Origin of the sequence: Pseudomonas sp. JUb42 (assembly GCF_024807945.1) — a bacterium.
Taxonomy (GTDB): Bacteria; Pseudomonadota; Gammaproteobacteria; order Pseudomonadales; family Pseudomonadaceae; genus Aquipseudomonas.
Genome location: NZ_JANUFD010000005.1, coordinates 91,472 through 114,358, shown reverse-complemented (window position 1 = coordinate 114,358; position 22,887 = coordinate 91,472). Strand labels below are relative to the sequence as shown.

The window sequence follows — 22,887 nt, the reverse complement described above, 5'->3', positions numbered from 1 at the left end:
GGGATGGCTTCAAGCGCGTGTAAGTAGTTCCTGCAACACCGTCTCCAACGACGTCGTGCCCTTCAGCGGCTGCCCTTCGAAGCAGATCCAGCCCTCATTGAAGCCATCGAGCATCTGCATCCGTGGCAGCGGGTTCTTCATGCCCTGGGCCAGGGACGCGCCTTCCCAGGTTGCCCGGGGTACGGCCTGGGCCTGAACGGTATGGCCAAGCAGGCGGCTGAAGGCGAAGGCGGCGTGGTTGGGGCTGCAATGTTCGGGGCCTTCCAGTTCGACGACGCGGTTGGCCGTCACCGTCTCTTGCAGCAAGTCGGCGGCGAGTGCGCCGATATCCGCCGTGGCAATCATGGGCACAGGGCGATCCAGCGGTTGCAGATAGCTATAGAGCACCCCGGCATCCCGGGCGTTGGCGACATCCCAGAGAAAGTTTTCCATGAACCAGGCTGCGCGCAGGAAGGTCACCGGCATCGGCAGTTCAGCCAGGCGCTGTTCCATCAGGCCCAGGGCACTTAGCAGGTTGGGCTGGCTGGCCTGGGCGCCTATGGTCGACAGGCACACCACCCGTTGCGGTCGGCTGGCGTGCAGGGCTTGATACAGGGCTTCGATAGTGGCGCGGGCTTCGGCCATGTCCGGCGACGGATCGAAAACCGGTGGCAGCAGGACGAAGACTCTCAAGGAGCGATGGCGGTACGCGGGCGCTTACGGGTTAATGTCGACCCGCTGTTTTCCAGCCTGTTGCTGGGGCCGCAGTTGGGTGCTTTCATGACCGAACACCCGGAACTTGAGCTTGAGCTGATCAGCCGCGATCGCCTTGGCGATATGGTTGCCGATGGCTTTGACCTGGCCGTGCGTTTCGGTGAACCGCGCAACTCCAGCCTGATTGCCCGGCCGTTATTCGACACACGGATTCTGACAGTGGCGTCACCGGCTTATCTCCAGAAACACGCTCTGCCACAAACGCCTCAGGACTTGTTGCAACACGCCTGCATTCAGTTTCGTAACCCGGAGACCGGGCGGCCCTTCGACTGGGAGTTTCACTGCGGCGACCGCGTGGTGCAAGTGCCGGTCAAAGGCCAGATAACCCTTAACGATGTGCGCACCATGCATGAGCTGTGCGTCAGCGGCTACGGCATCGCCCAGATCATGGCCTTTGGTTCTGAGGCGCTGTTAACGCAACGGCAAGTAGTGGATCTGTTTCCAGACTGGCCAGATGAGCGCTTCACGTTATATGCGCTGTATCCATCGCGGATTCATCCACCGGCTAAGACACGGCGCTTCCTGGAGTTTATCCAGGGCCTGGCCAGGTAAGTCCGGGGCCTTACTCTACTGCGCATACCCAGCGATGGTTATGACGGTACGGCGCACGGGTGAAGTGCACGTCTGCCATCAAATAAAGACCACGTTCCTGGAGTGCTTCGGTCAGTTGTGCAAGTGTATCTGCGTGGATAGTCATGACTGTTTACCTCATCAGATTTATTGCCTACATAGTTGTCGACCGGCCACCCTTTCGAGAAATTCAATTTTTCGACAGTGGATATCGATCAAAAGAATGATTGGAGTCATGATCATGATTTAGTATCCGCCACCCCCAATAAGGAGTCGGGCTGTGAAACGTACCTGTGCAGTGGTGATGACTGGTTTTCTGGCGCTGATGAGCGCGCAGTACGCGGGCGCCGCGGATGTTGGGGCTGGCGGTGACGGTGAGGCCGGCGCAGATAAGTCGGAGCAGAATGCTGTGTTATTGACGCAGATACTGGAAAGTGAAGGCGACCTGGCACATCCGCCTGAGTATTCAGTTGAAGAACGCATGGTTTATGCCGTGGTTGACGGCACGCCGGATGAGGCCAGGGAACGCTGTCTGCTCATTGAGTCTTTGGTCGAGCGTTACGACCTGGTATTTGCCAAAGGCTGGACGGCGCAGGTGTTGACCGAGGACAGCGAGGGTCAGGTAATGGCGTCCTGCCCGCTGTAAATTTTGCCCTAAGCGTTCTGCCGTACGGCAAGGGCATCCTTGACCGGCGGCAGACCGAACATGCGGCTGTATTCCCGGTTGAACTGGGACACGCTCTCGTAACCTACGGCGAAAGCCGCCGCGCTGGCCGAGGTGCTTTGCGACAGCAACAGGCGCCGCGCTTCGATCAGGCGCAGCTGTTTTTGAAATTGCAGCGGTGACAGCGAGGTCACGGCGCGAAAGTGCTGATGGAACGAAGACAGGCTCATGCCCGCCAGCGACGCCAGGCGATTGACCGGCAATGGCTGGTTGAACTCGGCCCGCAGCACGGCAATGGCCTTGGCCACTCGCTGCACCTGGCCTTCGCGCCAGCCCAACTGGCGAATCGCCGCGCCATGGCGGCCTTCCAACAGCCAGTAGTGCAGCTCGCGCACCAATTGTGCGTGCAGCAGCGGCACTGACTTCGGCCGTTCGACCAGGCGCATCAGGCGCAGCGCCGCATCGGCCACTTCGCTGTCGGTGGGCTCCGAGCGCACGGCCACGCCGCCGATATCGGGCAGCGCGTTCATTTCCACGGTCAGGTCGGCAATCACATGAGGGTCCAGGTCCAGCACCAGGGACAGATAAGGCCGCTCGACACTGGCCTCGGTGATCTGGCTGACCGTCGGCACATCGGCGGTAATGATCAGCGAATCCCCGGCAGCAAAATGAAACGACTGATCGCCCATGGCAACCTGCTTGCCGCCCTGCAGGACCAGGCACACCAGCGGCCGGGAAATGGCATGCACCAGGCCGCTCGGCGTCGTCGAGCAAATGGTGGTCAGGCCGGGGATAGGCGTGCGGGCCAGGCCGGTGGAGTCGGCGAAGGCGTCGACGTAGCGGCGTACGCTGTTGAGCAGGGAGTCAGTCATGGATCAATCCTAATGGACCCCGGCGGACCCGCCTACGGGGTTTGGAGGATTAGGCAAACAACGTCGCGGTTTCGGCAAAGGCTCAGAAGTGGCGCTCGGGTAACGTGGATTGCACCCAAACAGGAGATTCCCCATGAGCACTATTTCCCTCGTAACCGGCGCCAGCCGTGGCCTTGGCCGCAACACCGCATTGAGCATCGCCCGCCATGGCGGCGACGTAATCGTTACCTGGCAGAGCCGCAGCGACGAAGCCGAAGCGGTAGTCGCCGAGATCAAGGCCCTTGGTCGTAATGCTATGGCCTTGCAGCTTGATACAGGCAAGGTCAGCGATTTTGGCCAGTTCGCCGAGCGCCTGGGCAAGGCATTGCGCGACACCTGGCAGCGCGACACTTTCGATCATTTGATCAATAACGCCGGTCACGGTGACTACGCCTTGATAGTCGATACCACTGAAGCGCAGTTCGATCGCCTGGTCGACGTGCACTTCAAGGGCGTGCTGTTTCTGACCCAGGCGCTGCTGCCGTTGATTGCCGACGGCGGGCGCATCATCAACCTGTCCTCCGGCCTGACCCGCGTGTCCTTTCCGGGCTATGGCGCCTATGCGGCGGTCAAGGGCGCGGTGGAAATCCTCTCGATCTACATGGCCAAGGAGCTGGGCAGTCGCGCGATTACGGTCAATACCGTGGCACCGGGCGCCATCGAAACCGATTTTGGTGGCGGCGCCGTACGCGACAACCCTGACGTCAACAAAATCTTCGCCGACATGACCGCCCTCGGCCGCGCCGGTGTGCCGGACGATATCGGGCCGATGATTGCCAGCCTGCTGTCGGCGGATAACCGTTGGGTCAATGCCCAGCGGATCGAAGTGTCGGGTGGGCAGGGGATTTGATGGTGCTGGGGGCAACCTAACACCTAGGTGGGAGCGAATTCATTCGCGAAGAAGGCAGTACATCCAATAGATCTTCATTGGCCTATTCGCGAATGAATTCGCTCCCACCGGATTTACTCTCACCTGACAGGTGTGCGGTATCCGCAACCTGGTAAGTCGCAAACCGCAGGCCGGTCGCCAGCCGCTCCGCCGTAAGTTCGAACAACTCCCCCAGGCATGGCATGGCCAGATGCTCGGCCAGGCTCGCGGCTGAGTACCAGTAGCCGGTCATGATCCAGGTGTTGTCATCCCCATGGCTTCGAGTCAAGCCATAGGTGGCGCATCCGGAGTTGTGTTGCAGCGCGACCAGCAGCTTTTCCAGGCGAGCGAGCAGGGGGGCGGATTGTCCCTGAGTTCCGTGGATGGCGACGGTATTGATGGCAGTGATTGGCATGGCATAACCTGCTGCGAGTGATTTCGATTAGCAATGCCAGGATAGTCGCCCCCCCGGCTAGACGTCATTGCACAATCTGGCCACACTATTTCGCAATTCAGCCAAATAACGAGTGCACGATCTTGTCAGTGCCAACTTCCCTCGAGCTGTCCGACTCCCGCGATGTCGACAGCATTCCCCGTGCCGTTTCAGCCCTCAGCGCGTCCATGGTGTCCCGGGACTGGGAATACGCTCGGCATCAGCACCGCAAGGCGCAACTGCTCTATTCGGTGCGTGGCGTGCTCAATTGCGAGACCGAAGAAGGCGTCTGGATTGTGCCGCCGCAGTGTGCAGTCTGGATTCCCGGCGGCTTGGCACATTCATCCCGGGGGGCCGGGCGGACCGAGTGTTATTGCCTGTTCGTCGAGCCCGGCGCCGCTGCGGACCTGCCGCAAAGCTGCTGCACCCTGGCCGTATCGCCGCTGCTGCGGGAGCTGTTGCTCAAGGCGGCGGAATTTCCTGAGCTCTACCCGTCGGGCGGCCGGGAAGAGCGGTTGATCGCGACGCTGCTCGATGAACTGGTAGTGGCCCCCGTGGAAGACTTGCATCTGCCCATGCCTCGGGACCCGCGCCTGCGGCGCCTGGCCGAGCAACTGCTGGCTGAACCCAGTGACAAGACCAGCATGGCCGACTGGGCCAGTCGTATCGGCATGAGCGAGCGCAATATGAGCCGCCTGTTGTTGCAGGAAATCGGCCTGAGCTTTGGCCGCTGGCGCCGCCAGTTGCATGTGATCCTCTCCCTGCAACGCCTGACCAGGGGCGACAGCGTGCAGACCGTGGCCCTGGAGCTGGGTTATGAGAACGCCAGCGGTTTTGTCACCATGTTCCGCAAGGCGGTGGGTAAGCCACCGGCCCGTTACCTGGCGGAACGCTCGGGTCATTCGGAGCCCAAGCTAAACGTGCCGACCATTACCCTGTCCGAGTATATTGTCTGAAATGAATAATCTTATGGCCGGGCCTCGCTATCCGGTCATCAAAGCCTGTCGTTAAGGTTGCCTCTGCAAATACAAGTAATTCGTATTTATTCTTTGTAGAGATCCCCGCATGACATCCCCAAGACCGCCTTATCCATTGCATGACGTAACCGTACGCAGCGTGCTGTCCGTCACTCCACATATGCAACGCATCACCGTGGACGGCAGTGGCCTGACCAGCCTGCGCGCGAATCTTCCGGCGCAATGGCTCAAGGTCTTTATCCCGGCTACGGACGGCAGCCTAAGCGGCGGCCGGGCCTACACCGTGCGCCACTTCGATCCGCGAACCGGCGCACTGGCCATTGATTTTGTCCTGCATGGCGATAACGGCCCACTGTCGGCCTGGGCCGCGCGGGCACAGGAGGGAGATCGTCTGGAAATCAGCGAGGCGCATCCGCGCAGCGGCTTCATCATCGACCCGACTGTGCGTCATTACCTGCTGTTCGGCGATGAAACGGCGTTGCCCGCCATCGGCGCCATTCTTGAGGCGTTACCTGATGACATAACTGCGCAGGTATTTGTTGAGGTTTGTGATGTAACTGCTGAACAGGTAATGAAAAGTTCTGCTCAGATATCGCTGCGCTGGCTGCATCGTCAGGGCGCGGACAGCGGGCTTTCGTTGCTGCTGCAAGCGGCTGCCGAAGCGGTCCATAGGCCCGATCCGGCGACGGCTATCTGGGTGGCGGCGGAATCGGCCCAGGTGATCGCTATTCGCAGGCTGCTGCGCGAGCGCGAGATTGATAAAGGCAGCGTGCATGCCAGTGGCTACTGGAAGCGTGGGGAGGCAGATCACAAGGATGAGAGTTTGAATTAAAGTATTTATATAACAAATTGTATTTAAACGTTTTTTATATTTTGTAATGATCCTATAGGAGCTGCGAAGGCTGCGAAATCGGTGTGTCAGATAAACCCAATCGCAGCCTTCGGAAGATCCTGCATAAGTCATTTAAATTCAAAGGTTTGTGTCATTTTATTCAAGCCAGTTGTTGCTCAATCGCCGCCTTGTCAATCACCGACCACACCGCACAAATCCTGCCCTCGCTGAACTCATAGAACACATTCTCGCCAAACTGTACCCGCCGCCCATCCACCGGCAAACCAAACAGCCCGCCCACCGGCGTGCAGTCAAAACTCAGCCGCGCCGCGATATGGGGTGGGTCGGCAATCAGTTGGGTGATGACGAAGCGCAGATCGGGAATGGCTTGGAAATCGCCTTCGAGCATGTGCCGGTAACCGTCGAGGCCGATCAGTTTGCCGTTGTAATGCACCTGCTCACCGACGAACTGGCCGAGGGCCGGCCAGTCCTGACGGTTAAGGCAATCGATATAACCCTGATAGGCGTCGCGCAGTGCTTGCTTGTCCATAGCGGTGTCTCCTGTGCAAGGGCAAACAGCTTGGGCCGCCGCGACGCCGGTTTGGTTCAGCTCAAGGCCGGGTCAGGTACGTCAGTACGTCGCGCATCAGGGGTTCGACCGTGGTATAGCGCTCGTCGGCGGTGGCGCGCAGGGTTTCTTCGGTCTGCACGTAAGGGCCGGCCACCAGTTCATCGGCACAGTGCTCCAGAATCGCCTCGACACTGGCGCGGGTCATTTCCATATGGAATTGCAGGCCGATGGCCCGAGGGCCGAGCTGGAACGCCTGGTTCGGGCACACCGCGCTGCTGGCCAGGCGTACTGCGCCTTCAGGCAGGTCAAAGGTTTCGCCGTGCCAATGCAGGACCTCGACGCTGGCCGGGAAATTGAAGCGGTTCGGCGCCGGGGCGGGCGCAGTGATCGGGAACCAGCCAATTTCTTTCTCCGGCCCCGGATAGACCTGCGCCCCGTGTGCCGAGGCGATCAACTGCGCCCCGAGGCAAATGCCCAGTACCGGTATGGCTTGCTCAATGGCCCGTGCGATAAAACGCTTTTCTGCGACCAGCCAGGGCAATTCGGCTTCATCGTTGACGCTCATTGGCCCGCCCAGGGCGATCAACAGGTCAATGGACGCCAGCTCAGGCAGCTCGGCGGACTCATGAAAGCGGCTGTAGCTGATCCGGGCATTTCGTTCATCGAGCCAGGGCTGGATATTGCCCAAGCCTTCAAAAGGTACGTGTTGCAGGACGTGGACGCGCATGGTGACTCCAAAAAGTGCGTTAGCGGCTGCTCGCCATCAACAGGTGTTCGAAATCCTTCAGGGCCGCCGCAGCGGTGGCAAGGGGGCTGGTGACGCCAATGGCCATGATTTCGCCCATGATGTCGGTGCGGACCCGAATGGCCTTCATTTTGGCGCTGACCTGGGCAAACGGATGGTCCAGAGCGTAGGTGCGCAATTCCACCGAGGCCCGCAGGCTATCGCCAAGGTTGTCGATACGCCCCACCAGCTTGGGTACCACGCCCTCGGACTTCCAGCGGGCGATATCGGCCGCTGAAATCTGCTCGATGCCCGCGCGCGGAATATCGTGCAGCTTGAGGTTCGCCCCGAAACCGGCGTTGGCCAGAATATTGATCTTGCAGGCAGTGTCCCAGCCCTCGACATCGAAGCGCGGGTTGGGCTCGGCCATGCCCAGGCGTTGGGCGTCGGCCACGGCATCGTCGAAGCTTTGGCCGTCCATCATCGAGCTGAGAACGAAGTTGCTGGTGGCGGTGACGATGCCTTCGACCTCGAGAATCCGGCATCCGGCCAGGTTGTATTGCAGCAGGTCGATGGTCGGTAATGCGGCTGAAGTGGCACCGCTGATCTTCAACTGCACGCCGTTATTGCGCGCCAGCTGTGCAAGGCCGGGGTAATCGAAGACCAGGGCGCCCTTGGAGATGCTGATGGCGTGCATGCCCCGGCCCAGCGCCTCGCGGATGTAACGGTAACCGGCGCCGCCGGTTTCGTAGTCGGTGGGCCCGGCTTCGATCAGCACATCGGCGCCTGCGTTCTGCAGAAAACCGTCACCGGTCACGCCTGGCTGCAAGGTCACCGGCGCCTCGTCATCGAGGGCCAGGCCCTTTGGGTCGATCAGCCCGGCGCGGGAGCCGCATACCGCGACCACCCGCACATCAGCGCCGTAGCGCGTCTGATAGTGCGACTGGCGCTGTGCAACGATCTGCGCCACGGCTTTGCCAATGGCGCCAAAGCCGGTTATCGCGATATTCCAACGTTTCATTTCAATCTCGCTCTATTTTGCGAACAACATGCTCAGGTCGGCAAAGGCCTTGAACTCCAGGGCGTTACCACTGGGGTCAAGGAAAAACATGGTGGCCTGCTCGCCGGGCTCGCCCTTGAAGCGAATGTACGGCTCGATGATGAACTCGGTGCCCACCGCCTTGAGTCGCGCGGCCAGGGCTTGCCATTGGTCCAGGTGGAGCAGGGCACCGAAGTGTCGTACGGGAACGCCATGGCCATCAACCTTGTTGGTGGGGCTCACACCGGTTTCTTCCGGGGCGAGGTGGGCCACCACCTGATGGCCGTAAAAATCGAAATCCACCCACTCGGCCGTGCTACGGCCTTCGGTGCAGCCCAGCAGCTCACCGTAAAACTGCCGCGCGACGGCGATGTCGTGGACCGGAAAAGCGATATGGAAAGGCAACAGCGTTGTCGAAGTCTGCATGGTCGTTACTCGCGTTATGAAGGGGTGGGTCAGGCGAAGAAGCGGTCTTCAAGCAACATGTCTTCGAAAAAGGCGCCGAAGCTGTGCTCGACGTTGCGGATATGGATTTCCAGCACCCACAGCTGCCGCGACGGTTTGAATTCGATATCGGCCATCGGCCCTTCGTAGCCGGCGGCATGGGGGAAGTCCGCCAGACGATGGCCGGACAAATCCATGTTGAGCACCCAACCGCGCTGTTCGGCCGCGGCAATGGCCAGTTCATACAGCGCCTTGCCGGTGGCCTGGGTGGCCTGCCAGTGGCGGCGCACTTGGTGAAAGATTTCCCGGGCATCGGCGGCGCAGCGGGCCATCTGCGGGTCGTCGCCAGTGACGAAGGTGTCGCCGCCGTCGCCTTCCCAGTCTTGCCAGGTCGGGCCGATATCGATCAGGAAAATATCGTTATGGCCCAGCACGACGCCGGGGTCCGAGGCTTCACCGAAGGTCTTGGTGGTGTTGCGGCCAAAGCGCACGTAGACGTCATGCCAGCCGCGCAGCATGCCGCGATCGGCCAAGAGGTCCTTGGCCATTTCCACGGCGTCTTCCTCGACCATGCCGGGTTTGACCTCCCGAGCAATCTGCTGGATGACTTCACGTGTCATCTGGCGCACGGCAAGCATTTGCTGTTCATCGTAGGCGGCGCCCACGGCTTCGAGGAGTTCACGATTATTCAGGTCGCTCATGGCGTTTCTCTATCAGGTCAGATGAAGCGCAGGTCAGATGGCCTGCGCCGTAATGGTGAAATGCATCCCGTCGAGCGCGGGTTCGAGAACGATCTGGCAGGCCAGGCGATCCAGGTCGTCGGCCCCAGGCAATGCTTTGAGCAGGCGCTGCTCGTTACGCGAGATCGGCGCCAGCAGGGCGTAGTCGCTCTCGTCCAGGCTGACGCGACAGGTGCCGCAGGATTGGCGGCCGCCGCAGACACCCTTGAGTACGCCCGCTGTGCGCAGCCCGCAAAGCAGGGTGGCGCCGCTAGCGATACGCAAGCTGCCGTTGCCTGTGGGGCTGCGGAAGGTCGTGTGGATCATCCTGGCCGGGGCTGTCCCATTGCCCTCGGTAGCAGATGGCGTGGCGGTGACGAAGGCGTCGGCAAAGAAGTGCGCTTCAGCCAGGCCGCACTGGCCCGTCAACAGCGTGCGCGCCGCGTCGATCATGGCGGGCAGGCCACAGGCATAGACCATCGCGTCAGCCAGTTGCGGATGCTGCCGGGCGGCACGGTCCTGGACATGCTCAGGGCTGAGTACCTCGACGAAATGAAAGTTGCCGTGCTGCTGCTCAAGGGTCTTGAACTGCTCGCGGGCATAAAGCTCGTCGGCATGCCGGGCACCCCAGTACAGCCAGAGTGGATTGCTGCAACCCTGCGCCAGGGCCGCCAGCAGCAGGGCCTTGATCGGCGCAATGCCCGTGCCGGTCGCCAGCAGAATCACCGGTGCCTCGGTTGAATGTGGCGTTTGCCAGACGCAGTCGCCATAAGGTCCATGGACCTCCAATGAGCCCAATGCAGCCAGGCCGTTGCGGATCAGCCCGGAAAAACGCCCGTCCGGGTACAGCCGTACATGCAGTTCGATGGCGCCGTCTGCGCTCACCGGTGCGGCGGGGGAATAGCTGCGCTGCTCGCCGTCGGCCAGCTCCAGGCTGATGTACTGACCGCAGCGGTAGTGCAGGTGCCGGGCGGTGGTCGGCAGCAGGCGCAACCGGACGACCGCGCAATGCAGGTAGTCCAGTTCCGCGACACGATAGGGCGCATGAGTGAAGGGGCGGGATGAGGTCGTGGTCATGTCTGATAAGCCTGGGTGCCAGTGCGTTATCAAAATGCTATCTTTTCTCTGGCCCCACTCAATCATCCAGATACGGAAAGTATGATGGTCCACGAATATGCGTAAACCCTGGGAAATCAGCCTTGATCTGGATCGTTCGGCTGAGGCCTCGCTCAATGCCCAGATCGTCCAGGCCTTTATCGATCGCATTCGCGCCGGCTTGCTGCGCCCAGGCGATGCGCTGCCCGCCTCGCGAGAACTGGCGAGCCAGTTGACGGTAAACCGCAAGACCATTGTGTTGGCCTATGAGGAGTTGACCGCCCAGGGCTGGTTGGTCACCCAGAAAAAGCGCGGCACTTTCGTGTCCCCCGAATTGCCCGCCGTCAAGCAGGCGGCGCGCGTGGCGGCGGTGGCGCAACGCTTGTCGGGGCGTCTGCCCGAGCCTGGTTATCAGGCCTATGGGGTCGAGGGCGAACTGCCACTGCCGGCGGTCGATGACGTGGTTGATTTCAGTGATGGCGCACCGGATACCCGCCTGGTGCCGTTCGAGGACCTGTCACGGGCGTTTCGCCTGGCGCTACTGGAGTCGGCGCGGGGCAATCGCCTTGGTTACGGCGATCCACGCGGCCTGCCGCTGCTGCGTGAAGAACTGGCCGCGATGCTGCGCGCCGAACGCGGTCTGAATGCCGATGCGGACACCCTGTGTCTGGTAAGGGGCAGTCAGATGGGCATTTATCTGGCGGCACGGCTGCTGGTGCGGCCAGGCGATGACGTGGCCATGGAGCGCTTGAGCTACCCACCGGCCAGGGATGCCTTCCGCGCCTGCGGTGGCACGGTCCATAACGTCGAGCAGGACGAGTTCGGCATGATCCCTGATTCGCTGGAGCGCATCTGCCGCACCCGGCGTATCCGCGCCATCTACCTGACGCCCCATCACCAGTTTCCCACCACCGTGACCATGCCCATCGACCGGCGCATGCGCCTGCTGGCCCTGGCCGAGCAGTTCGATTTCGTGATCATCGAAGACGATTACGATCATGAGTTCCACTTTTCCCACAGCCCTATGTTGCCCATGGCCAGTGTCGATCAGGGCGGGCGAGTGATTTACATCGGCTCTCTGAGCAAGATCCTCGCGCCAGGACTACGTGTGGGCTACGTAGTGGCGCCTGCGGGCATCATCAATCGCATGGCCAATGACATCCTGCTGATTGATCGCCAGGGCAATACCGTCACCGAGCGGGCGGCGGCAGAGCTGTTGCGCAGCGGCAAGCTCAAGCGCCACATTCGCCGGGCCTTGCGCGTCTATGAGCAACGCTGCGGTCAAGCGGTTGACGCCGTACGCGAGCACCTGGGGGACTTCGCCAGCGTCACGGCGCCTGGGGGCGGGCTGGCGTTGTGGCTGCGTCTGGCTGATGGCACCGATATGGCGCGTCTGACCGAAGCTGCGCTGTTGCAGGGGATTCGCCTGCTGCCGGGGCATTTGTTCGGCGATGATCAGGTGCCGGTACACGCCTTGCGCCTGGGCTACGGCAGCATGAATGAACGCGAGTTTCGCCAGGGGGTCGAGGCGTTGCGGCGGGTGATTATTGAGCGTTGAGCGGCCTGACGCTATCAAGTGGGTTCAGATGACGCTGCGGCTGAAGCGGACATGCTAGATTGCGGATTCAAGCATTTCTTCCAAGGAGTCAGCATGCACACCCCCCTGGTCAGCGCCGTGGCCGTGCCCGAGCACAGCCTGGTTCGTTCTGCCTTCAAGACGACTCACTTGGCCGATGCCTTTGCCACGCCGCTGCCCGCGCATTTCAACGGCAGTGCCGAGGATCTGGCGCGGCTGATCCTCAGCAGTCCGGCGCCGTGGTTCCATGGGTTGATGCGTGCCCGGGACCGGATCATGAGTGTTTTCGGGGTCAAGACCTCGGCGCAGTTGCGCGATGCCTCGGTGGCCCAGGGTTTTGAACATATCGATTTCTTCCGCATCCTTGCGCGCACGCCGGACGAAATTATCCTGGGCGAGCAGGACAGTCATCTGGATTTCCAGCTGTCGGTGCTGATCCGCTCGCAGGCGTCGGGGCTGGGGCGCGAGGTGGTGGTTTCCACGGTGGTGCATTGCCATAACGCCCTAGGCTGGGCTTATATCGCGGTGATCAGCCCGGTTCACAAGCGGGTGGTGCGTTCATTTTTGTTGGGGGCGGCGAAGGCACTTTGACGGGCGTGAAATGCGGCTGTGTGGGAGCCGGCAAGCAGGCTCCCTGACAACCTCATTTATTCCAATTCAGAGGGCGGCGTTATGTCTGCTGGCTGTTACATGGCGCCATTGGCCCACAGTCGCTTCTCGATCAGCCGGTTTACATCGCAGGCTTGCAGCATCAGTGCATGGGCCGTACCGGCGATGGCGGTCAGGTCGTGTTCGTCCGGGTCGAGGTCTTTGAGGTTGACCAGGGTGTCGAGGCAGCGGGTGGCCTGGGTGACGCGAAGATCGGCGAGGGCGTGCAGGTCTTGCAGGGAGGCTTGGCTGTCGAGCAGCAGGATCGGGTTTTCCAGGCCGGGATGGGTGAGGGGGATGTAGCGGTCGGGAAGGTTTTGCTGGTTCATGAATGATCCTAGAACAGAAGAAAGCCACCTTCAGCGTCGTCAGGCAAATTGGGTGGCAGTTGCGTACGGGTTGACGAACCGGTGCCTAGGAACCCGGTAGATCCGAAGATCTCCCGCACGCAGCTGCCATAACACTATTGGGCAGGCAAGCCACATCTAGGCAAACGCGGATCGTCAAATCCGGTCGTTGAACCCTCAACGACGGCACGCAGATTAGAGGCTTGGCAGGGCATGCAGGCGGTATATATAGCTAGATTTTCAAGAAGTTGAAGCATTCATGTATTGCCGCAGGTTCCGTAAGGAAATAGTTGAAGTCCTGAGCGTGTATCTGCCGGGAAAACGCCTATACCTATTAGTGAACATGCTGGCGCATCGTAAGTGGCTGTGGAAGATTGTCGGGCGTGCGCGAGCCTGTCACATCAACCAGGAGGTTCACATAATGACTGTCAAATCCCTACCGAAACGGCCCCACGGTATTACGGCCTACCTTGGCTGTGACAATGCCAGTGAAGCCATCGACTTCTATGTAAGAGCGTTTTGTGCCGACCAGATCTTCCGCGTGGATACCGCTCAAGGCAGGGTTGGTCACGCTGAACTGCGCATCGGCGATTCGTCACTGATGGTTGCCGATCGCCTGCCGGGCTCGCCGATTGGCGCAGGGGCAGGTGCCATAGCGCTGCACTTGTATGTCGATAATGTCGACGCCCGTTTCGCCAGGGTGATCCAGGCAGGTGCCGTGCAGATCAGCGCACCTACCGATCATTTCTACGGAGATCGCAGCGGAGTCTTGCGTGATCCCTACGGTATCGTCTGGTTCATGGCCACCCACAAGGAGGACCTGACGGCCGAGCAAATCAGCCAGCGTGTGGATCTGGAGTTTGGCGGTATCGGCGCTCATAGCTGAGCCAACCTGGCATGCGCTGCGACGGCAAAAATGTGAATAAGACGCCAGCTCGCCGCAGCGCTTGCCCGGCCAACCCTCGGCTTTGCTGAGCGGCGCGCCGCTGGGCCGACGCAGGCAAACGCGAGTTTTGCCCGTGCGCTAACCGCCGCAAAATAGGCACCATCGAGAATCGAGCAAGAGAGCGACTCCATGGTCAGCCATCAGATAATTGTGCAACTGCGGCCAGATCAAGGCACTGCTTTGGCCGAGGCACTGCAAGAAACCCTCAAAGTTCTCGCCGCAATCCCCGACTGTATCGGCTATGGCCTGTGCCCGGATCCGCAGCGGGCCAATACCTGGCTGATAAAGGGCGATTGGGCCTGTGCCCGGGCGATGACCGAGCACTTCGACTCGGCCGCCTTGCAGCAATTGCTCGGCGACCTGTCGGCATTACGGCCGTACTGCCTGACGTTCGGCTGTCAGATCCCTATCAGCCACTAGCGGGCAAAACTGTATTCGCCGCCACGTTCAATGGCCTGTTTGTAGGCCGGGCGTGCCTGGAAGCGCTCCACCCAGGCGGCCACGTTGGGATAGCTGCCCAGCTTGCCAAAGGCCTTGGCGATCTCGCCGATAAAGCTCATCTGGATATCCGCAGCGGTGAATGTTTCACCGACCAGATAGGGGCTGCGGCCAAGTGTGCTGTCCAGATAGCCCAGGTAATTGGCGACTTCCGCATCGATGCGCGGCTGCAGCGGCGCACCGGCCTCGCCCAGGCGGCCGACATAGAGGTTGAGCATCAGCGGCAGCATCGCCGAGCCTTCGGCAAAGTGCAGCCATTGCACGTACTCGTCATAGGTGGCGGTGGCCGGATCAGGCTGCAGGCGGCCGTCGCCATGGCGGCGGATCAGGTAATCGAGTATGGCTCCCGACTCTAACAGGGTGTGGGGGCCGTCCTGAATCACCGGGGATTTACCCAGCGGCGTGATGGCCTTGAGCTCCGGCGGCGCCAGATTGGTCTTCGGGTCACGCTCGTAGCGCTTGATTTCATAGGGCAGGCCAAGCTCTTCCAACAGCCAGAGCACGCGCTGGGAGCGGGAGTTATTGAGGTGGTGGACGATAATCATGGCAGTCTCCATAGGGCGTGTGGGCAGTGTAGAGACAGACTGCCAAGGCGTCGCGGAGTGCCAATGGATATTCGGATTGAGTCAAACGCCCCGGCCTATCGCACCGCCTACACCTGACCGTAGGACCGGCTTTAGCCGGGAGAGCGTTGTCAGCCTCAAGGACGCCCCCCCCGGCTAAAGCCGGTCCTACAGGGAACTGTTATTATTCAAATGGTTGCGTGCTGTTCCTCAGCCAATTCCTTCAAATAATCACCAAACCCGCCCCGGGCCCGGCTGTCACTGCGGCTGTCGGTGGCCACGCTATGCCCGGCTGTCCAGGCGATGTGGGCGCCGCTGGCTTGCAGGTCGTTGATCAGTTGCACGTCTTCATGAACGGCCAATGGCTGAAAGCCGCCGACACGCTGGTAGGCGATGGCGCAGACGCCGAGGTTGGCGCCATGGATATGCCGATGGTCATCCCGAGCCTGATAACGGCTGCGGTACAGGCGCCTTAGTTGGGAGTTTTGCCAGGGCTGCCAGCGCTGGACATGGACGATGCCGCACACCGCATCGGCGCCGCAGGCGATCTGCCAGAGCAGCCAGTGCGGCGGCACGCGACTGTCGGCATCGGTGCAGGCCAGCCAGTTGGCGCCGCGTTCGAGCATCCGCGCGGCGCCGGCCCGACGCGCCTGGCCGACATTTTGCGCGTCGATTTCCAGGGTCTGCACGCCGTGGCGCCTGGCAATGGCGGCGCTGCTGTCGCCGCAGCGATCGAGGACCACAAGGATTTCCACCTGATGCCCGGCCGCTTCGGCCTCACGGGCAGCGATCTTGACGGCGGCCAGGCAGCGCCCCAGGCGCCGTGCTTCGTTATGGGCGGGAATGATGACGGCGATCATGGGCAGGTCTCGTCCAGGTCGATGGAGTCGGGCTTGCGGCACCAGTACTCCAGCAGGAAGTCGGTTTCTTCGTGGCGCAGGATGGGGAACAGCGGCAAATGCTCGTCCAGCAAGGCATGCACCTGATCGCCGCTCTGCGGGCATCCTTCGATGGAATGGCGCCAATGACAGGCGACAATGGCGCCGTCGTTGGTGAGGCTGGCCGTAGCCCGCTCGATGACCTTGCGCCATTGCATCGGCTCAAGGTAATAGCCGAACTCGCTCAGCACGATCAGATCGAACAGCCCCGATGGCCAGTCATCCGGCACGCTGCCGGCCACCACATGGGCATGGGGTGCGTCAGCCAGGCGGCCACGGGCCAGCGCCAGAGCAGTGGGGTCGAGGTCCTGGGAGAGCAGGTTGGCACAGCGTCCGGCCAGGGCGGCGCTGAGCTCGCCGTTGGCACAGCCGGGCTCGAATACCCGTTGGTAGTGCTGGCGCGGCAGGCAGGCCAGGGTCAGTTCGCGCTTGCGTCGCTCATACCAGCGGCTGCGAAATGCCCAGGGGTCGTCACTGGTGGCATAGAGTTGGGCGAAGTATTGCGGGTCGACACTCATACGAATACCAATTCAAAGGGTTGCAGCAGACATTCCAGGGTGGCAGCGGGCAGTACCGGGGCACGCCCGCCATCCTCGTTGACCTGACTGGCATGGGCGGCGATGGCCTGGCGTTTACGCGCCTGGGCGTCTTCATCCAGGGCCAGACGCCGTGCCCGGTGCCACGGCAGCCGCTCATCTTCGGGTGTCGCCCAGTGCCAGGCCCAGACCGGCACTTCCAGTAACTGGATATTGCTGGCCAGGGCGGCCTGAGCGCAGGCTCGGCCCACCGCTTCGTGATCGCCGTGGCCGTCGACTTGCCAGGTGGCCATCAGCACGTCGTTGCTGTGCAGCAACTGGCAGAGGTTATTGACCAGATGGTGTTCGTCCTTGGCCACATCCGTGTCGCGCAGGCCCAGCCGCAGCCATTCAATGGCTTCGACGTTAAGCCCCAGGCGTTGCAGTGCGACGCGGCTTTCCTGTGGCCTTTGCTCGCGCAGGCGCTGCTCAGTCCAGTCGCTGGAATGGGGATGACTGCATTCGCCGTCGGTGACCGAGACGATGAATAGCTCATGCTCGCGGCCGTGAAAGGCGCTCAGCAGGCCCCCCGCCATCAGAATTTCGTCGTCCGGGTGAGGCGCTATGAGTACCAGACGCTGGCCCGGCGGGCACAGCTCGTCCACGCCGATACTTGGCGCACTGGCCAGGCGGCTGGAGTGTTGCCATTCACTCAAAGTGGTGCCGCGGCTGTCTTGAATCAGATCGGCTTTCATAGCGACCATTCTCCCAGTGGCGCCTGGGCCAGTTGCTGGCCGAGGCTGGCGAGGTCACGTTCGGCGTGACTCTGGCGCAGGAACACCGGCAGGTCGGCGCTAAGGCGAGCGAAGTGACTATTGCGGCAAAACGGCCCGGCGCCCAGAGCCCGGCCAACATGTTCCAGCACCGTATTGGCGGCCGCTTCGACATGAGCGCGCAGGCGACGCACGGGCAGGCTGGCATCGGCATCGGGCTGGCAGTCGATCCACGCGGCGCATTCGCGCAGCGCGGCGCGGGCGCCGTAGAGGGCGGCGTCCACTGCGCCGAGATGGGCGTCGGCGTGGGGATCCTGACGCGGTTGTCGGCGCTGTTGGTGCAGGTAGTCCGCCAATGCCTGAGCTGCGCCATACCAGCACGCGGCGATGCCGCCACCGCCTTGCCAGAAGCCAGGGCGCGACAGATATTGCCCCGGCTGGCCGACTCGCAGGGCCGGGGTGTCATCGAAGTGGATCTCGACACTCTGGGTCGCGGCCATGCCGACGGCCTGCCAGTTATCGCCGTGGATCCGCTGGCTGGGGTGACGCAGTTCGATGGCCACCAGTTGCGGCTGATCCTGGCTGTCCCAGGCGGTGAGCAGGGCGCGGTCGATCTGCAAGGCGCCGGAGCACCACGCCTTGCTGCCGCTTAGGCGAACCTGTGCGCCGTCGCCATGAATCAGCGTGCGGGCGCCGGGCATTTCTGCGGCCCAGACGCCCCAGATCCCTTTGTCTTCGGCCAGATGAGCCGCGCCGCATTCGGTAAGAATCGCCAGGGCATCGGTATGGCCTTCATATAGCTTGGCCAAGGCCAGGTCGCAGCCAGCGACCCGCGCCAGGGTCTGCCAGCGACGCAGAGTTTGCTGGCCGGGCAGGGGCAGGCGATCGAGCTTTGCCGCCTGCAAGTCGTGCATGAGCTGGCCAAGGCGGTCATCGGCTTCATGCAGTTGGGGGCGTTGGGCGAAGTCGTGCAGCAGTGTGTGCAGATTGCCCGGGTCCAGATCCTGGATGATGCTCATGGGTGTGCTCCTTTGGGCGCCGTGGTTCTTGTGCTGACTGCCCGCCGCAATGGGCGGCGGGCAGGGTACTCATGCGGCGTGGTGCAGGGCTTCGATCAGTTGCGCCTTGCGCATGCTCGAACGCCCGGCGATGTGCTGCTTGCGTGCCTTGTCCATCAGCTCGGTCTTGGTGAGTTCTTCCAAGGGCTGGTCGGGGTGGGGCACGCCCTTGCGGGTCAACGCCGCGCGGCGTGCCGAGGACTGCGTTGCCTTGTGCTTGCTGTCGCTGCTGGTGTGCTGGCCGGAGCCGCCGCTGCGTTCGCCGCCGCCGGACTGTTTATTCACCGTCGCCCAGGCACGGGCTTGGGCTTCAGCCTTGGGCACACCTTTGGCTTCGTAGCTTTTTTCAATGTGTTCGGCTTTGGTTTTCTGCTTGTCGGTGTACTTGGCTTTGCTTCCTCTGGGCATGGTCGTTTCTCCTTAGTCACCATCAGCGCAATTGCGATTGCCTGAAGTTGAGAGCGGTATTTCGTGCAAAAGGGTTCAGGCGCGCGGATAAACGGTCATCCGTGACCGTCAACGCGTTCAGGGCTTGCTCGGAGTCGCCTTGCCGTGCTCGCGCATGGCCTTGGCGCGGTTTTCCAGGACCAGATAGGTCGCCACCGCCAGCAGCAGGGGAATCAGAAAGTACAGGGTGCGGTAGCCGAGCAGGGCGGCGACCAGGGTGCCCTGGCCGAGCTGACCGTGGAGCAGGGCAAGGAATACCGCTTCCAGTACACCGAGCCCCGCAGGAATATGAGCAATGACCCCGGCCATGCAACTGATCAGCAGAATGCCAAGGATCGACGGGTAGAACAGCTCCCGGGGCAGCAACCAGAAGATCAGCGCCGCCATCAGCGCCCAGTTGGTGGCGCCGAGGCCGACCTGGATCAGGGCCAGGCGCAGGGTCGGCAGCTCCACTTCGTGATCGCGCCAGGTCCAGGTACGTTTCTTGGCGAAGCCGCAGGCGTACAGATAGCCCGCTGCCAGGGCAATCAGCAGAAAGCCGATCAGTTGCAGCCCTGTGACTCCCAGCACCCAGCCCTCAGGCAGCTTGACCAGACGCATGGCGAATACCGCCCCGGCCAGGGCCATATAGCCGACCCAGTTGGTGATGATGCCCAGGGTAATGATCCGCGTGACGGTGGCGGTGTCCAGCCCCAGACGCTTGTACAGGCGATAACGCAGGGCGACACCGCCGACCCAGGTGGTGAAGTTGAGGTTGAAGGCATAACAGACGAAGGCCACCGGCAGCACTTGGCGGGCGGGCAGATGGTGACCGGTATAGGCGCGACCGACCAGGTCGTAGGCGCTGAATACGCCATAGCTGCACAGCGCCAGGACCAGCCCCAGGGTCAGGGTGCCCGGGCTGTAGGCATGCAGCGATTGTTTGACCTCGTTCCAGTCCAGATTGCGCGCCATCATGTACAGCAGCGCCGGAATCAACAGCAGGAAAAACAGGGTAAGTGCAGGCTTGAGCCATTTGCGCCAGGGTCGGGTATTCATCAGGTCTTGCCCTCCTGATAGTCGGCGGTTGTTCCGACGGGAACAGCGGTGGGTTCGGCAGGAATCGGCGCCGATTTGAGCGTCGGCCGGTGAGCGGGAAACCAGCCGGCGATGGTCGGGAAGTACCGGATAAAGTGGTAACACAGGAAAATCAGCGGCGCTCGCCACCAGTAGCCTCGAATCATCCGTTCCAGACTGATGCGCTTGCAGTGCCGTTCACCCAACTCGGTCAGATGCGCATGCAGTTGCTGGTTGAAGGCGCGGTCGCGAATGAACAGATTGGCTTCCAGGTTGAGAGCCAGGCTCAACGGGTCGAGATTGCTCGAACCGACCGTCGCCCACTCGTCATCCACCAGCGCAACTTTGCCGTGCAGAGGGCGCTGGGTGTATTCGAGGATGGTCACGCCATCGCGCAGCAGACGGTTGTACAGCAGGCGGGAAAAGGCCCGGACCCAACGCTGGTCCGGTTGCCCCTGCAGAATCAGCGTTACGTTGACGCCACGCCGGGCGGCGTTGCGCATCTCCTTGACCAGGCGATAACCGGGAAAGAAATAGGCATTGGCCACCACCAGGCGCGTGCGCGCGGCGCGGATGGCTTCGAGGTACTGGTCTTCGATATCGTTGGTGTGCTGTTGGTTGTCCCGCTCCAGCAGAATCGCCCGCGCCTGGCCAATGGGCTGGGTCAGCGGTTTGACCTGGCTCGGCGGGTCGAGCACTTCGGCCATCAGGCGGCGGCTTGAAGCATGAATCTGCGCCACCACCGGGCCGGTGACCTCCACCGCATAGTCCTGCTTGGCCATGATGCCGAAATCGGTCAGATGATCAGCGCCGTAGTTGATCCCGCCAATAAACGCGCGCTGGCCATCGATCACCACGATCTTGCGATGCAGGCGGCGGAACAGATTGGTGCGTACGCCGACATGGCGTGGTGCGGGGTCGAAAAAATGAATCCTGATCCCGACATTGGTCATGGCGCCAAGGAAACTCTCGGACAGATCGGCAGTGCCGTAACCATCCACGGCAACCTCGACCCGCACGCCACGTTGGGCGGCTTCGATCAACGCTTCTTGCAGGGCCTGGCCGACCTTGTCAGCAAAAATGATGAAGGTTTCCAGCAGCACTTCCTCCCGGGCCTGACGAATACTGTCGAAGACCCGCGGGTAGTAATCCTCGCCATTGATCAGCAGCTGCACGCGGTTACCGGCGATCCAGCTGTTGTAGGTAGAGGCATTGCTCATATTTGCACCTGCGCAGTCAGGGGCGCGTGGTCGGAGAGGTGCGACCAGGGCCGGGTGGAGAGCACTTGTGCGCAAAGCGGCGTGGCGTTGCGCAGGTAAATCCGGTCCAGGCGCAGTAATGGCAGGCGTGCCGGGAAACTGCGCGCCGGTGCGCCACCATCGTGACTGAACACCTCGATCAGCGATTCCCGGGTCAGCAGCGCATCGGCACGCAGGCGCCAGTCGTTGAAGTCCCCGGCGACGATCACCGGCGCTCCGGCGGGGATCTGCTCCAGGCAATCGAGCAGCAGGCGCACCTGTTGCTGGCGGTGCTCTTCACGCAAGCCCAGATGCACGCAGATGGCATGCACGCCGTCATGACCCGGCACGTCGAGGCGACAATGCAACAGTCCGCGCTGCTCGTTGCCGTGGATCGACACGTCGAGATTGTTGAAGGCCAGGATCGGGAATTTCGACAGCAGGGCATTGCCGTGGTCACCGTGGGGATAAACCGCGTTACGGCCATAGGCAAACTGCGGCCACATGCTGTCGGCGAGGAATTCGTACTGAGACATGGCCGGCCACTCCGGATGACGCTGGGCGTGGTGCTGATGGCTGCCATGGACTTCCTGCAGGAACACCAGATCGGCACCGATGGTGCGCACCGCATCGCGTAATTCCGGGAGGATGAAGCGCCGGTTCAGCGCAGTGAAGCCTTTGTGCACGTTGATGGTCAGCACGGTCAGGCGATGTACCGCCGCAGCGGCCTCGATACGTTCAGCGGGTTCGGTCAATGTCATGTTTACAGCTCCATTGCTGGCGCTACCCCTGGCTCGGTTTGCAGGCCCTTGTCCAGGCCAAGGCTGTCGAGCAGACGACGGGCATCGTAAGGTGCACGCACTTTCAGATCGTTATCGAAGTAGCAGTAGATATCCCGGGATTTGCGCGGTGTGGGCGCGCGTTTGATCACGCGATGGGCATCGGCGGGCTGGCCGCCGTGGCTCCATTTTTCGATGCGTTTGGCCCAGCGCTGCAGCGCCGCCGGGGTGTAGCCGCTGCTGTACAGCTCGGCATCGCCGTGCAGGCGCAGGTAGAGAAAATCACTGGTCAGCTCCTCGATATAGGGCCATTTACCGGCTGTGTCGGCGACCACCAGCGCCACCTTGTGCTTGCGCAAGAGGTTGATAAAGGCGTCACAGAGAAAGCTGTCGTGGCGGACCTCCACCGCATGACGCAGCCTCGACCGGCCATTGGGCCGGGGAATGCGGTTGTGCTTGAGGCCTTCGGCGCATTGCCGGGCACAACGGCCCGCGGCGGTCCAGGAGGCGGGCAGCAATTGCAGAAAATGGGCGAAACGCTCCTCATCAAACTTCATGCTCGGCGGAAACTGCCAGAGGATCGGCCCCAGTTTGTCGCCCAGGTCGAGCAGCCCGGAGGCGAAGAAATTGGCCATGGGCTCTTCAATCTCCTTGAGCCGCCGCACATGGGTGATATAGCGCGGGGCCTTGACCGAGAAGACAAAGTCATCCGGCGTATCGTCGCGCCAGTTGGCATAGCGCTCGGGGGTTTGCAGGCTATAGAACGAGCCATTGATCTCGATGCTGTTCACCGCCCGTGAGGCAAATGCCAGTTCCCGCGCCTGGGGCAGTCCGACGGGGTAGAAATCCTTGCGCCAGGGCGCGTAGCGCCAACCGGAGATACCGACGCGGATCTGGCTCATGGC

The 22,887-nt window shown here is 61.8% G+C and carries 29 protein-coding genes; 9 read left to right on the top strand and 20 right to left on the bottom strand.

Features of this window, described 5'->3' with window-relative positions; genetic code table 11:
* Positions 1-9: 9 nt before the first annotated feature.
* Entirely contained in the window at positions 10-672 is a 663-nt protein-coding gene (locus M2401_RS11670) for an NmrA family NAD(P)-binding protein (RefSeq protein ID WP_259102854.1), read from the bottom strand.
* A gap of 6 nt (positions 673-678) precedes the next feature.
* On the opposite strand from M2401_RS11670, the gene M2401_RS11665 reads away from it, so the two are divergent.
* Together M2401_RS11665 and M2401_RS11660 are read left to right on the top strand one after the other, a co-directional pair.
* Positions 679-1,305 (top strand): substrate binding domain-containing protein, encoded by a 627-nt coding sequence (locus M2401_RS11665; RefSeq protein ID WP_259102853.1) that lies wholly within the window; start codon positions 679-681, stop codon positions 1,303-1,305.
* Positions 1,306-1,603: 298 nt separating this feature from the next.
* The gene (locus M2401_RS11660; protein WP_259102852.1) at positions 1,604-1,969 is read left to right on the top strand and encodes a hypothetical protein; all 366 of its coding nucleotides are present in this window, start codon (positions 1,604-1,606) and stop codon (positions 1,967-1,969) included.
* 8 nt (positions 1,970-1,977) lie between these two features.
* Here M2401_RS11660 and M2401_RS11655 read toward each other — a convergent pair whose 3' ends face one another.
* Positions 1,978-2,859 (bottom strand): AraC family transcriptional regulator, encoded by an 882-nt coding sequence (locus M2401_RS11655; RefSeq protein ID WP_259102850.1) that lies wholly within the window; start codon positions 2,857-2,859, stop codon positions 1,978-1,980.
* Positions 2,860-2,992: 133 nt separating this feature from the next.
* Between M2401_RS11655 and M2401_RS11650 the strand changes: the two genes are divergently transcribed.
* Entirely contained in the window at positions 2,993-3,748 is a 756-nt protein-coding gene (locus M2401_RS11650; RefSeq protein WP_259102849.1) for an SDR family NAD(P)-dependent oxidoreductase, read from the top strand.
* Between the two features lie 82 nt (positions 3,749-3,830).
* Here the strand turns inward: M2401_RS11650 and M2401_RS11645 are convergent, their stop codons facing one another.
* Entirely contained in the window at positions 3,831-4,181 is a 351-nt protein-coding gene (locus M2401_RS11645) for a putative quinol monooxygenase (protein WP_259102848.1), read from the bottom strand.
* Between the two features lie 122 nt (positions 4,182-4,303).
* Between M2401_RS11645 and M2401_RS11640 the strand changes: the two genes are divergently transcribed.
* Together M2401_RS11640 and M2401_RS11635 are read left to right on the top strand one after the other, a co-directional pair.
* Entirely contained in the window at positions 4,304-5,155 is an 852-nt protein-coding gene (locus M2401_RS11640) for an AraC family transcriptional regulator (RefSeq protein WP_409033913.1), read from the top strand.
* Between the two features lie 109 nt (positions 5,156-5,264).
* A complete protein-coding gene (locus M2401_RS11635; RefSeq protein ID WP_259102845.1) occupies positions 5,265-6,008 on the top strand; it encodes a siderophore-interacting protein in 744 nt (247 codons plus the stop codon).
* A gap of 160 nt (positions 6,009-6,168) precedes the next feature.
* On the opposite strand, the gene M2401_RS11630 is transcribed toward M2401_RS11635, so the two are convergent.
* The 6 genes from M2401_RS11630 to M2401_RS11605 form a co-directional block, all read right to left on the bottom strand.
* Positions 6,169-6,558 carry an ester cyclase gene (locus tag M2401_RS11630; RefSeq protein ID WP_259102843.1) on the bottom strand — a complete coding sequence of 130 codons (390 nt, stop codon included), beginning with the start codon at positions 6,556-6,558 and terminating at the stop codon, positions 6,169-6,171.
* Between the two features lie 61 nt (positions 6,559-6,619).
* The gene (locus M2401_RS11625; RefSeq protein ID WP_259102842.1) at positions 6,620-7,306 is read right to left on the bottom strand and encodes a type 1 glutamine amidotransferase; all 687 of its coding nucleotides are present in this window, start codon (positions 7,304-7,306) and stop codon (positions 6,620-6,622) included.
* Between the two features lie 19 nt (positions 7,307-7,325).
* Positions 7,326-8,324 carry a homoserine dehydrogenase gene (locus M2401_RS11620; RefSeq protein ID WP_259102840.1) on the bottom strand — a complete coding sequence of 333 codons (999 nt, stop codon included), beginning with the start codon at positions 8,322-8,324 and terminating at the stop codon, positions 7,326-7,328.
* Positions 8,325-8,336: 12 nt separating this feature from the next.
* Positions 8,337-8,768 carry a VOC family protein gene (locus M2401_RS11615; protein WP_259102838.1) on the bottom strand — a complete coding sequence of 144 codons (432 nt, stop codon included), beginning with the start codon at positions 8,766-8,768 and terminating at the stop codon, positions 8,337-8,339.
* Positions 8,769-8,797: 29 nt separating this feature from the next.
* Positions 8,798-9,487 carry an aminopeptidase P family protein gene (locus M2401_RS11610; protein ID WP_259102837.1) on the bottom strand — a complete coding sequence of 230 codons (690 nt, stop codon included), beginning with the start codon at positions 9,485-9,487 and terminating at the stop codon, positions 8,798-8,800.
* A 33-nt stretch (positions 9,488-9,520) separates the two neighbouring features.
* Positions 9,521-10,582: a flavin reductase family protein gene (locus tag M2401_RS11605; protein ID WP_259102835.1), complete on the bottom strand. Its 1,062-nt coding sequence runs from the start codon at positions 10,580-10,582 to the stop codon at positions 9,521-9,523.
* Positions 10,583-10,679: 97 nt separating this feature from the next.
* Here M2401_RS11605 and M2401_RS11600 point away from each other — a divergent pair, with 97 nt between their 5' ends.
* Together M2401_RS11600 and M2401_RS11595 are read left to right on the top strand one after the other, a co-directional pair.
* Positions 10,680-12,158, top strand: coding sequence for a PLP-dependent aminotransferase family protein (locus tag M2401_RS11600; RefSeq protein WP_259102834.1), 1,479 nt, complete (start codon positions 10,680-10,682; stop codon positions 12,156-12,158).
* A gap of 93 nt (positions 12,159-12,251) precedes the next feature.
* Positions 12,252-12,767: a DUF2867 domain-containing protein gene (locus tag M2401_RS11595; RefSeq protein ID WP_259102833.1), complete on the top strand. Its 516-nt coding sequence runs from the start codon at positions 12,252-12,254 to the stop codon at positions 12,765-12,767.
* Between the two features lie 95 nt (positions 12,768-12,862).
* Here the strand turns inward: M2401_RS11595 and M2401_RS11590 are convergent, their stop codons facing one another.
* Complete coding sequence (locus tag M2401_RS11590; RefSeq protein WP_259102831.1) at positions 12,863-13,153, bottom strand: hypothetical protein; 291 nt, start codon at positions 13,151-13,153, stop codon at positions 12,863-12,865.
* 439 nt (positions 13,154-13,592) lie between these two features.
* On the opposite strand from M2401_RS11590, the gene M2401_RS11585 reads away from it, so the two are divergent.
* A complete protein-coding gene (locus M2401_RS11585) occupies positions 13,593-14,057 on the top strand; it encodes a VOC family protein (protein ID WP_259102829.1) in 465 nt (154 codons plus the stop codon).
* Between the two features lie 189 nt (positions 14,058-14,246).
* Complete coding sequence (locus tag M2401_RS11580; RefSeq protein WP_259102828.1) at positions 14,247-14,537, top strand: antibiotic biosynthesis monooxygenase; 291 nt, start codon at positions 14,247-14,249, stop codon at positions 14,535-14,537.
* Here the strand turns inward: M2401_RS11580 and M2401_RS11575 are convergent.
* The 10 genes from M2401_RS11575 to M2401_RS11530 all read right to left on the bottom strand — a co-directional run bounded on the left by M2401_RS11575 (position 14,534) and on the right by M2401_RS11530 (position 22,884).
* The gene (locus M2401_RS11575) at positions 14,534-15,160 is read right to left on the bottom strand and encodes a glutathione S-transferase family protein (protein WP_259102826.1); all 627 of its coding nucleotides are present in this window, start codon (positions 15,158-15,160) and stop codon (positions 14,534-14,536) included. The two genes, M2401_RS11580 and M2401_RS11575, sit on opposite strands and share 4 nt — an antisense overlap.
* Positions 15,161-15,366: 206 nt before the next feature.
* Positions 15,367-16,038 carry a glycosyltransferase family 2 protein gene (locus M2401_RS11570; protein ID WP_259102825.1) on the bottom strand — a complete coding sequence of 224 codons (672 nt, stop codon included), beginning with the start codon at positions 16,036-16,038 and terminating at the stop codon, positions 15,367-15,369.
* Complete coding sequence (locus M2401_RS11565; protein ID WP_259102824.1) at positions 16,035-16,634, bottom strand: bifunctional 2-polyprenyl-6-hydroxyphenol methylase/3-demethylubiquinol 3-O-methyltransferase UbiG; 600 nt, start codon at positions 16,632-16,634, stop codon at positions 16,035-16,037. The genes M2401_RS11570 and M2401_RS11565 overlap by 4 nt, the downstream gene beginning before the upstream one ends.
* Entirely contained in the window at positions 16,631-17,386 is a 756-nt protein-coding gene (locus M2401_RS11560) for a PIG-L deacetylase family protein (protein WP_259102823.1), read from the bottom strand. The genes M2401_RS11565 and M2401_RS11560 overlap by 4 nt, the downstream gene beginning before the upstream one ends.
* Positions 17,383-18,423 carry an acyl-CoA dehydrogenase family protein gene (locus M2401_RS11555; RefSeq protein WP_259102822.1) on the bottom strand — a complete coding sequence of 347 codons (1,041 nt, stop codon included), beginning with the start codon at positions 18,421-18,423 and terminating at the stop codon, positions 17,383-17,385. Before M2401_RS11555 ends, M2401_RS11560 begins: the two co-directional genes overlap by 4 nt.
* A 69-nt stretch (positions 18,424-18,492) precedes the next feature.
* A complete protein-coding gene (locus tag M2401_RS11550; protein ID WP_259102821.1) occupies positions 18,493-18,870 on the bottom strand; it encodes a Rho termination factor N-terminal domain-containing protein in 378 nt (125 codons plus the stop codon).
* Between the two features lie 117 nt (positions 18,871-18,987).
* Positions 18,988-19,947: a lysylphosphatidylglycerol synthase domain-containing protein gene (locus M2401_RS11545; protein WP_259102820.1), complete on the bottom strand. Its 960-nt coding sequence runs from the start codon at positions 19,945-19,947 to the stop codon at positions 18,988-18,990.
* Positions 19,947-21,185 (bottom strand): cardiolipin synthase ClsB, encoded by a 1,239-nt coding sequence (gene clsB / locus M2401_RS11540; RefSeq protein ID WP_259102819.1) that lies wholly within the window; start codon positions 21,183-21,185, stop codon positions 19,947-19,949. The genes M2401_RS11545 and clsB overlap by 1 nt, the downstream gene beginning before the upstream one ends.
* On the bottom strand, positions 21,182-21,964 hold the full coding sequence (locus tag M2401_RS11535) for an endonuclease/exonuclease/phosphatase family protein (RefSeq protein ID WP_259102818.1): 783 nt from the start codon (positions 21,962-21,964) through the stop codon (positions 21,182-21,184). The genes clsB and M2401_RS11535 overlap by 4 nt, the downstream gene beginning before the upstream one ends.
* 2 nt (positions 21,965-21,966) lie before the next feature.
* Positions 21,967-22,884, bottom strand: coding sequence for a DUF72 domain-containing protein (locus M2401_RS11530; RefSeq protein WP_259102816.1), 918 nt, complete (start codon positions 22,882-22,884; stop codon positions 21,967-21,969).
* Positions 22,885-22,887 lie beyond the last annotated feature (3 nt).